Below are 10,087 nucleotides of genomic sequence, written 5' to 3' on the forward strand. Positions count from 1 at the left end.
CCGTGGGGGAGTTGGCTTGCCACTTCCAGCAGAGCCGGGAGGCGGCGCTCCTGGTGGCGGAGTGGGGTGAGGCCGGCGCGCTGGCCCTTCACGAAGCACGCGGCAATCTGGCTCGAGCGCAGGCCACGTTGGCGGTGCGGCATGTCGAGCCTCCGAGCGGCACGCCAACGAAGGGCGGAGCAGGGAAGAGCGGAGGCAGGCCCTCGCCGCCACCCGAGTCGGCCGGCATCCCCGCGGAGGTGGCCGAGGCGAAGTTCCGGCAGGTGGAGGCCGAGGCGGGGGGCGCCCGGCTATCGACGGACGTGGCGGCCCTGAAGAAGCATCGCGAGGCGCTCCTGAGAACCGCGCCTCCTGGCGCCGACGTGCATCCGCTCTGGCTCGATTACCTGTCCTACCTGGAGAAGAGGGCCGCGGAAATCGAGCAGGGCATCGCGTCCAGGGGACCGCTGCCGTGGTCCAGCTACCAGCTCGTACGCGAGCGGTATGCCCGGGGACTGGCCTTCGAGAGGGACATGGTCGTCATCCTGGTGGCGGATGCGGCCCTGCCACGGGCGCAGCGGCGATGGCTCGGGGACTTCGAGAAGCCTCGCATCGAAACGCACGTGGGTGTCGCGAAGGCGGACCTGCGCTTCGTGGACGTACTCGTCATCGAAGAGGGGCCCGCTGGTGGCCCGACGCCCCGTGTGGAGACGTTCAGCTTCAAGAGCCGTGAGTTTCTTGGCCTTGATGGGGATGCTCTCGCTGCTCAAGTGGTTGAGGACGCAAGAGCCGCACTGAGGTATTACGGCGAGACGTTGAACATACGGAGGCCTGGGCTCGAACAGACTGTGCAAATCAAGAGGGTCCGTCTGATTTACGAAAAGACCTCGAAGCCATTGAATTCTGATGCCCTTGACCGTGCCGTGAATAGAGCTGAGACCAGGGCAAAAGGAGTGGAGGTGCTGTTTCAATGAAGGCAATGAGTTCGCTCGAGCCGAAAGTTGGCGATAGCCTGCGATTCCTGCTGGATGGGGCACTTGGCCATCGGGTCGAGTCGGACAGCGAACTCACGCCCTTCCTCGAAGCGCTGGAGGCTCACGCTGAAGGCTGGATGCCGGATGTCGTGAAGGGGTCGAAACGGCGAAAATACTCGCGCGCTTCCATCAAGAAGGCATTGGAGGAGCGGCGCGATGAGCATGGAATATCCGTCGCATTCTACCGTGCACAGCCCTCAGTCGAGTTGACGCTCGACCTCGATCTCCCTCCAGCAGGAACTCAGTTGAGCTGTAGCCTGAGTGTTCAGCCACTCTCGCTGTTTTCAGAGCGGGGGCGGTGTCTCGGGTTTGTAGAGATGGTCAGGACCCTGGCTGCGCACTATCTCATGGACTACGCCATGGCCCATGGCATGGCGGATCGACAGCTCTCGGGGGCTCCCTACTTCGGTCGTGATGGAAGGATCTCGCGCAAGGATGGGTTCGACACGATTTATGAGGTGTTCTGGCTGAATGTCTTTGGACCGAAGCTGGTGGAGATGGTGGGTCGCGAGCGGATGCTCTCGACTCCCGCGCACCTCGTGGAGGAGCTGCCCAACGGCTCCGTCCTCCTGGTGCTGTGGCCCACCGCCGCCGATTTCGCCCGTGAGGAAGCGCGGGTCGTCCAGGCCCGTGCCCATGTCCACCTGCGGCCGGACCTCGACTTCGACACGGTGCTGAGCACGCTGAGAGAACGCAGTGCCGCATTCGTACCCGTCGAGCCTCGCTTCCATCCTGACGTGGCGCCGTTCCTCTCGCGACTGCCAGATGAGTTCTCCATCGGCGAGCGGCAACGGAAGATCGCCGAGCTCAACGCCTTCCGGCCACCGGCGCCGGAGGAGTGGCTCCCAGCCGCGCTTCCCTCGGACGTGGAGAATCCGGAGCGTGTCCTCGCTGACTACGGAGTCCTGTCCGAAGGACTCGTGGCGGCGCTTCACACCCAGGTGCCGTCCATCATGGACGAGACGCCCGAGTCTCTCACGGACCTGGACTTCTACTTCTGGAGGGAGAATTTCCCCGAGCGGTACAAACGCGAACTCATCGACGGGCATACCGCACCGGCGCTAGGGGCCTACCTGGGTGAGCTGCTGGTGCGGCGATTGGGTGGGACGTGGGTGCCGCGCCAGAAGAGGGAAGAGTCCCAGGTGCGCGTGGGCCATCGCGTGTGGTTGCCCTTCCTCCGCACCCGCCGGTACATGCAGTCCCGCCAGTCACTGCTGGACTACTCGCTCACGCAGCTTTTTAAAGAAGCAGCCAAGGGAAGGGCTGGCGAGAACGCATGACTCGGCGTTCGTGGACGATACAGCTCACTGTGGCGGCTCCGTCAGCACCAGCAATCCACGGGACGTGTCCACGACATACACATAGCCATCTCCAGGCACCTGGAGCCCCGTGGCGCCCTCTTCCAGCGCGTCCCCGCGTCCCGGGTCCGTCTCGCGGAAGCTGTTGAAGTACGCCACCTCGCGCGGCTGTGTGGGATTGCTCACGTCCAGCACGCGCAACCCCTCCTGGTGATACGTCACGTACAGCCGCGAGCCGCGCAGCTCCAGCGCCCGCGGTGACACGACTCCGCGCAAGCCATACTCGCCAATCTTCACGATGTTGCGCGGCTCGCTGACATCCAGCGCGCGCAGCCGCGCCCCCACGCCCAGGCTGCTCTCGAACGCCACGATGCGCCCGCCGAACGTGCCCACCGCGCTCGCGCGACTGTTCGCATACGGGTACGTGTACCGCCCCAACAACTGGACCCCTCCGCCCGAGCGCGCGTCGACCACCTGCAGCCCGTCACGCAGATGGTTCACATAGAGGCGGCCCTCGTAGCTCACCGGGCCTCGCGACGAGGGGTTCTCCGCGATGCGTGAGCCGGAGACGATGTGCTGGAGCAGCCGGGGCTCGGAGGGCGTGGAGATGTCGAACATCAGCGTGCCCGCGGAGGGCTCCGTCCCCACCGCGTACAACCTGTCCCCATCCACGCTCACCAACCCGACGCTGACAGGCTTCTCCGGCACCCTGCGCACGAACACCGGCGCGGAGGGCTGGGAGATATCGAGCACCACCACGCCCGAGCTCGCGCTCGCGACATAGAGCACCCCGCCCTTGAACGTCGCGCCCCGCCAGTCCGAGTCCTCCGGAAGGCTCATCCGCGCCACGCGCACCGGCGCCTCGGGTTGGCTCACGTCGAAGACGGTGAGCCCCCCACGCTGTCCCTCCCGCTTCTGAGAGACGACATAGGCATGCTCACCGATGACCTGCACGTCCACGGGCATGCCCAGGTCCACCCAGCGCTCGGAGACCAGCTTCAGTCCGCCGGAGACCTCGTGCTCTCCCTTGAAGCGCGCCACGCGCTCGGCGCGGAAGGTCCCCGACTCCACCAACACACCGTCGCGACACCGCGAGAAGCAGCCCGTCAGCGCGCGCGGGCCCACCGCGTTGCAGCCCGCGAAGGTGAACAGTCCGTCCGGGGACTGGCTGGAGACGAGGAACGTCCGCGCGTCCCACACTCCGGCCACGGCGGTGGCTCCGAGGACCTGCTCGGGGACGCCCGTGGAGCTCAGCTTGAAGCCTCCGCCGAAAGGGGCGGCCCGAGCCGCCTGCGTGCCCCGCGCGTCGAAGCGCAGTTCGCTGCGGTACACCCCCTCGCGCTCCAGGGCCTCCAGCGAGCGACGTTTGCAGCCGGACAAGTCGAACGACTCCAGGCTGCCACAGGCCGCGTCGGCACCCTCCAGCACGTGACAGACGGACAAGGGGCCTGAGTCCATCCAGTCGCCCCGCTCCTCGAGCGGTGTGTAGCGTCCGTCCCACGGAGCGTCCTCCAAAGAGGAACAGCCGGACGCAGCGCAGGCGAGCAGGACCGTCAACGCGAGACGCGCGGGCTGCATCGCATACCTCCTGGGTGGGGAGCCGCACTCCGGCCTTGAGGCCCCTGACTCGCAGTGTAGGAACGCTGCTTCCCCTTCGGGAAGCCGACCCTTCGCACTTTTGGTCAACGGCGCACGTCCCGTGGCATGTGCCGACTGTTCCCACCTGCTCAAAGGGCGCCATACCTGGCCGGTCGTCCTCGTCGAGCGTCCGCCTGCTCGCCCGGGTCCGCTGCCCCCACCCGCCGATGCGCCGATTCCGCCCGAAGCCCCGCTCTCCCGCGAGGAATTGCCGGCGTTTAGTTCTTCACCATGAACGACATTCTCGCGAAGGACGTGGTGATTGTGGGCGGCGGCCCCGCGGGCCTGAGCGCCGCGCTGGTGCTGGGCCGTGGCCGCAAGAAGGTGCTGCTGTGCGACGCGGGTTCGCCCCGCAACGCGGCGGCCGAGCACATCCAGGGCTTCGTCACCCGCGACGGCACGCCCCCCCGGGAGTTCCGCGCCATCGGCCGGGAGCAGTTGCGTCCCTACGAGGTCGACATTCGCGACGTGCGGGTGAGCGGCATCGAGCGCCTGGGTGACGCGCGCTTCCGCGTGACGCTGGAGGGCGGAGTCGTCGTGGAGTCCCGCCGCGTGCTGCTGGCCACGGGCATGGTGGACGTACTGCCGGACCTGCCGGGCTACCGCGAGCTGTGGGGCAAGGCCGTCTTCCAGTGTCCCTACTGCCACGGCTGGGAAATCCAGGACAAGGCCTGGGGTGTGTTCGCGGGCCCGGAGGCGGAGCTGTACCTGGACTTCGCCCTCTTCCTGAAGGGCTGGTCGGCGGACGTCACGCTGTACACCCTGGGTGGCTTCCAGGTGTCGGCCGAGCGGCGCGCGCAGCTTCAGCGGGCCGAGGTGCGACTGGTGGAGGGACGGGTGCGGCGCCTCATCGCGTCCGCGGATGGGAGCGCGCTGGAGGCGGTGGAGCTGGAGGACGGGACGCGCGTGCGGCAGGAGTACATCTTCACCCGACCGCCGCAGCGGCACGTGGCGCTGGTGGAGGGGCTGGGGCTCGCGCTGGATGAAATGGGCTTCGTGAAGGTGGACCCGATGCAACAGACCTCCGTGCCCGGCATCTCCGCGGCGGGAGACCTCACCACGCGCTTGCAGGGCGCGCTGATAGCGGCGGCGGCCGGTGCGCAGTCCGCCTACGTGATGAACCACCAGCTCAACATGGAGGCGCTGGGCGCGGGCCACGCGAAGTGACGCCGGGTCGAGCCCCGCGCTACGAAGGCTCCATGGCCTCCGCACCCATCGAAGGACACAGCCACGCGTGGCCCGCAATCCAGCGGGACTTCGAGGAGAAGCGGCGTCTCACCTGGGTGGGCCCGCAGCGGCCCCTGACCGCGCAGCACTCGCGGGCCCACTCCACGGTGCACTCGTACGCCGTGGTGATGCTGGTGCTGCGCGGGGAGACGAAGGTGCGGCACGCGGGCGACCTGGTGCTGCGCGCCGGGGACGTGCACCTCATTCCGCCCGGAGACGCGCATGGCCGCGAGCACTCGGATGCGGAGTGCATGGGGCTCGGCTTCTATCCGGAGGCGCTGTCCTCGGACGCGGAGGAGCGCGCGTCACGGCTGGGGCCGCTGCTGCGCGTGCGCGGCGGCTGTCACCCGGTGCTGCGGCCCACGCCCGTGCAGCGTCGGCGCCTGTTGCGGTGGATGCGGCTGATGGAAGAAGAGCAGACGCGACAGGAGCGGGGCAGTGACGAGGCCAGCCTCTCGCTGCTCCGGCTGGTGCTGGTGGAACTGGAGCGGATGGCGTTCCCCGACGTCGTGCCGGAGTCCTCCTCGATGGGCCTGAGTCGTCGGGCCCTGACGTACATCGAGACCCACTGCCTGGAGCCGCTGTCGCTCGCGAAGGTGGCGCGGGAGCTGGGGCGCTCGGCGCCGCACGTCGCCGCCGTGGTGCGGCAGGAGACGGGGCGCTCGGTGGGGGAGTGGATTCTCGAGTGCAGGATGGCCGAGGCGCGCAGCCGCCTGCGTCACACGGACGAGCGGGTGGACATCGTCGCGGACCGTGTGGGCTACGCGGATGTCACGCACTTCATCCGCCTCTTTCGCCGCGTGCACGGTGTGACACCTGCCGCATGGAGGAGGCGAATGGAGGCAGGAGTGCGCTGAACGGGTGTTCTCTATTTTGTTGCCCGTTTGAATTGACAGGAAACTGTCATCTCGGTAGTTCGTGCGCATGCCGACGCCGATGAGGGAATCGTCGGGAGCGAGCCGCTTCAGGCCCGCTCCCCGAGGCGCATTGTCGTGCCCACGCTTCAACGGGATGGGGGATTCGTGGTGGCGGTGCAGTGGACGGTGCCGCTGATGGCGACGCGAGCGAGACGAAGCAGACGGGGTGGCGAAGTGCGTCCGCTCTGGCGAGGGCCGCGCGAGGTGTCGACACCGCCGGAAGCAGGAGGAGCGCCACCGTTGCTCTGTCCCTTCTGGTTCAACCTGGGGCCGCAGGTGGCGGCGAACGACTCGGAGCCACCCGCGAGCACGAAGGCGCGACGGAGCAAGAAGCCCACACCGTCCTGAGCGGGGAGCCACGGCCGCGGGGCCCAAACCCCGCTTCAGTCCGAGGCGCCCCTGCCCGAGCGGGACACCGCTTCATGCGCGAGGACGCGGAAGTGCTGAGCGGCGGGTGAGGGCCGAGGCCCGGGGAAGGCCACCACCAGCTCCGCGTGGCCGGGAGCGCCGCTCAGGGGGCGGAACACGACGCCCTTGGGGCACAGGGCCTGGGAGGACGCGGGAGCGATGGTCAGTCCCAGCCCCGCCTCCACCATGCCGACGACGGAAGGCCACGAGCTGGCTTCCTGGAGGATGTTCGGAGAGAAGCCCGCGGCCAGGCACATGCTCGTCACCAGGTCATGCATGCCGGGCGCGGAGTGGCGGGGGAACAGCACGAAGGGTTCGCTCGCCAGCGAGGACAGCGCGATGACTTGCTGACGGGCGCGAGGGTGCCGTGCTGGCAGCGCGAGCACGAAGCGCTCCCGGAGCAGGCGCTCGACGGTGAGCCCCTCGTGACGGAAGGGCGCCCGGATGATGGCGATGTCCAGCTCCCCGGAGGTGAGCGCGGCGCCGACGTTCAGGGTCGCGCTGTCATCCAGCTCCAACTTCACTTTCGGGAAGCGCGTGCGGAAGCGCAGCACGATGTCCGGCAGGACGCCGAAGGACGACGACGCGGCGAAGCCGACGCGCAGCGTGCCCGTCTCTCCGCTCGCCGCCTGCTGCACGGAGTGGATGACATCTCCCCGTCGGGCCAGCAGCGCTCGCGCCTCCTCCAGCAGTCGAACTCCGGCGGCGGTGAGGGCCACGCGGCGGCTGGTGCGCGTGAGCAGCTCGACCCCTAGCTCGGTCTCCAGCCGGCGAATCTGCTGACTGAACGGCGGCTGGGCCATGCCGATGCGCGCGGCGGCGCGTCCGAAGTGCAGCTCCTCCGCCACCGCGACGAAGAGCTGGAGCTGACGGAATTCCATATCGAGACGTTAACCGTCTCAATGCGCCTCGAAAGATATATTGGTGGTGAAGAATGCCGTTTCCTACCATCGGTGCATGCGATTCCCCTGCGTTCCCCTGGGTCTGCTGCTCACGGCGTTGACGGGGGCTCCCGTCCTGGCGCTCGACGGTGAGTCACCTTCCGCTGACGCATCCGGACCCACGCCGGATGCGACGGTCCAGGCGAAGCTGGACCTGGCGAACCAGTTCAACCGTCGGGTGGAGCTCCTGCGCGACAGCCTCGTCCCGCCCAGGTGGCTGCGTGACCAAGACCGCCTGGTCTTCTGGTCCCGCGAGGGGAAGGACGGCGGGACGTGGGTGCTGGCGCACGCGAAGACGGGGGAGCTGAAGCCGCTCCTGTCGGGTGAGCAGCTGCGCGAGCAGCTCTCGGCGTTGCTGGGCAAGCCCGTCACGGCGCCTCGCTTCTTCGACGTCGCGCTCGCTCCGGATGAGCAGGGCATTGTCTTCCGGCTGGAGGGGAAGACCTTCGGCCTGGGGCTGACAGGTGGCCGCGTCACGTTGCTGTCGCCGGAGGACCGGGCCGCGCTGACGCTGTCTCCGGACCACTTCCTCGCGCCGCGCGGAGGAGCGCTCGCGGTGCAGCGCAAGGGCGGCTTCGCGGTGCTGGGCGCGGACGGTGCCACCGTGGTGGAGCGCGCGGGAGAGGAGCGCCTGGACTGGCGGATTGCTGAGCGCCCCTGGTCGCCGGATGGACGCTTCCTGGTGGTGTGGCGCGACGACCTGCGCGCCGTGCATCAGGTGCCCGTGGTGGACTACTCGGACGCGCTGGAGAAGGTGACGACGGTGCCGTACGCGAAGACGGGGACGCCGCTGCCGCGCTCGGAGCTGCATGTCGTGGAGGTGGCCACGGGCCGCGTGACGCGCATTCCTCCCGTAGAGGGCGAGACGTATGACTTTTTCGCGGGCTGGAACCCCGAGGGCACGGAGGCGCTGTGCCTCCACCTCTCTCGTGACGCGAAGCGCCTGGACCTCACCGCGGTGACACCGGGGACCGGACAGCGTCGGCACGTGCTGCGCGAGGAGCGTCCGGAGACCTTCGTCGCTGGCCTGGACTTCGCGGTGGGCGGCTGGGCGAAGCAGGTGACGGCGCTGCCGGGAGGACGTGGCTACCTCTGGATGTCGGAGCGCGATGGCTGGCGACATGTGTATGCGTATGACCGCGCGGGGAAGCTCCTGCGGCAGCTCACGCGCGGCGCTTTCCCCGTGCATGAAGTGGTGGGCGTGGCGCAACAGGGGGACGCCCTCTACGTGCTGGCCTCGGCCGAAAGCGGCGCGCCATACGAGCAGCTCTTCTACCGGGGCAGCCTGAAGGGTGGCGCATTGAAGCGGCTGTCCTCGGGCTCGGGGATGCACCGAATCACGCTGTCGCCCTCGGGCCAGCACTACGTGGACGCGTGGTCCTCCCGCGCGCAGCCCCGGCTGCGGGAGCTGGTGTCCATGGAGGGTGGCAAGCGCGTGCGCCTCACCACGGCGGACGCGAGTGAACTCGAGGCCCTCGGTGACGTGCGCCCGGAGCCGTTCATCGTCAAGGCCGCCGACGGCGTCACGCCCCTGCAGGGCGTGCTCTACAAGCCGCGCGACTTCGACCCCGCGAAGCGCTACCCGGTGCTCGCCTATATCTACGGCGGCCCATTCTTCAATCTGTTGCCATGGAGCTACATCGGAAACTCGATGTCGTTGACCGCCAGCGGCCTGGCGCAGCTCGGCTTCGTCACGGTGCTGGTGGACCCTCGCGGAGGACCTGGGCGGAGCAAGGCCTTCCAGGACGCGAACTATGGCTGCGTGGGCCAGACGGAGATTCCCGACTACGTGACGGGGTTGAAGCAGGCCGCGTCCACGCGTCCGTGGATGGACCTGGAGCGGGTGGGCCTCTACGGCCACTCCTGGGGTGGCTACTTCGCGCTGCGCGGCATGCTGACGGCGCCGGACTTCTTCAAGGCGGGGTATGCCGCGGCACCGGGGGCGCTGACGGAAGAGGCCATCATCAACGAGCCCTACCTCAACCTGCCGAGCGCCAATCCCCAGGGCTACGCGGTGGGTGACAACCTCCCGCTCGCGGGCAAGCTGAAGGGCCACCTGAGATTGATGCACGGCACCAGCGATGTGAATGCCACGCTCTCCGTGACGATGCGGATGGCGGACGCGCTCATCCGGGCGGGCAAGCACTTCGAACTGCTCATCATGCCCGGCGAGCCGCACTCCCCGCAGGGGGCCGCGGGTCGCTACTACCAGGACGACGTGGGTCTGTTCTTCCTCCGGACCCTGGGCGCGCCCCGGTGAAGCCTACTTTTGCCCACTTGAGCGCATATCGTCGCCCCAGGTGTCGGCGGAGCGACTAGACTCCGGACCGTGGCCAGACCCCGTCCGAAATGTCTGAACTGTGGCGCCCCCTTCCTCAAGGCGGTGGAGCGCGAGCCTCTCTGCACCCACTGCGGCGCGGAGAGGACCAAACCCACCGGCATCCCCCTTCAGCCAGGGTGGAAGGAAGTCCCCTCCGCGCAGCAGGAGGCGGCCAAACGGAATCACGCCGCGATGGTCGTGGCGGGCATCTTCTCGGTCTTCATGTTGCTCGGCGGGGTGGGCGTGGCGTTCCTGGTGTATGCGACGGAGCCCATTCCCGCGCGCGTGACGGAGCGGCCCAGGCCGCCGCCTCCCACTATCACCC

The 10,087-nt window shown here is 68.4% G+C and carries 8 protein-coding genes; 6 read left to right on the forward strand and 2 right to left on the reverse strand.

Features of this window, described 5'->3' with window-relative positions; translation table 11 throughout:
* Positions 1–239 precede the first annotated feature (239 nt).
* Positions 240–953 (forward strand): hypothetical protein, encoded by a 714-nt coding sequence (locus HR086_RS40060; protein WP_254626652.1) that lies wholly within the window; start codon positions 240–242, stop codon positions 951–953.
* A complete protein-coding gene (locus tag HR086_RS40065; protein ID WP_174468242.1) occupies positions 950–2,293 on the forward strand; it encodes a hypothetical protein in 1,344 nt (447 codons plus the stop codon). Before HR086_RS40060 ends, HR086_RS40065 begins: the two co-directional genes overlap by 4 nt.
* 24 nt (positions 2,294–2,317) lie before the next feature.
* On the opposite strand, the gene HR086_RS40070 is transcribed toward HR086_RS40065, so the two are convergent.
* Complete coding sequence (locus HR086_RS40070) at positions 2,318–3,889, reverse strand: LVIVD repeat-containing protein (RefSeq protein ID WP_174464293.1); 1,572 nt, start codon at positions 3,887–3,889, stop codon at positions 2,318–2,320.
* A gap of 291 nt (positions 3,890–4,180) precedes the next feature.
* Between HR086_RS40070 and HR086_RS40075 the strand changes: the two genes are divergently transcribed.
* From HR086_RS40075 to HR086_RS40085, 3 genes are all read left to right on the forward strand, one after another.
* Positions 4,181–5,116 carry an NAD(P)/FAD-dependent oxidoreductase gene (locus HR086_RS40075; protein WP_174468243.1) on the forward strand — a complete coding sequence of 312 codons (936 nt, stop codon included), beginning with the start codon at positions 4,181–4,183 and terminating at the stop codon, positions 5,114–5,116.
* A 32-nt stretch (positions 5,117–5,148) separates the two neighbouring features.
* Positions 5,149–6,033, forward strand: coding sequence for an AraC family transcriptional regulator (locus tag HR086_RS40080; protein WP_174468244.1), 885 nt, complete (start codon positions 5,149–5,151; stop codon positions 6,031–6,033).
* Positions 6,034–6,168: 135 nt separating this feature from the next.
* A complete protein-coding gene (locus HR086_RS40085) occupies positions 6,169–6,441 on the forward strand; it encodes a hypothetical protein (protein WP_141647901.1) in 273 nt (90 codons plus the stop codon).
* 35 nt (positions 6,442–6,476) lie between these two features.
* On the opposite strand, the gene HR086_RS40090 is transcribed toward HR086_RS40085, so the two are convergent.
* Complete coding sequence (locus HR086_RS40090; protein WP_174456208.1) at positions 6,477–7,382, reverse strand: LysR family transcriptional regulator; 906 nt, start codon at positions 7,380–7,382, stop codon at positions 6,477–6,479.
* Positions 7,383–7,458: 76 nt separating this feature from the next.
* Between HR086_RS40090 and HR086_RS40095 the strand changes: the two genes are divergently transcribed.
* Positions 7,459–9,702 carry a DPP IV N-terminal domain-containing protein gene (locus HR086_RS40095; RefSeq protein WP_174456209.1) on the forward strand — a complete coding sequence of 748 codons (2,244 nt, stop codon included), beginning with the start codon at positions 7,459–7,461 and terminating at the stop codon, positions 9,700–9,702.
* Positions 9,703–10,087: the final 385 nt, after the last annotated feature.

The organism is Myxococcus sp. CA039A, from assembly GCF_013336645.1.
In the GTDB taxonomy this organism is placed as follows: Bacteria; Myxococcota; Myxococcia; order Myxococcales; family Myxococcaceae; genus Myxococcus; species Myxococcus llanfairpwllgwyngyllgogerychwyrndrobwllllantysiliogogogochensis.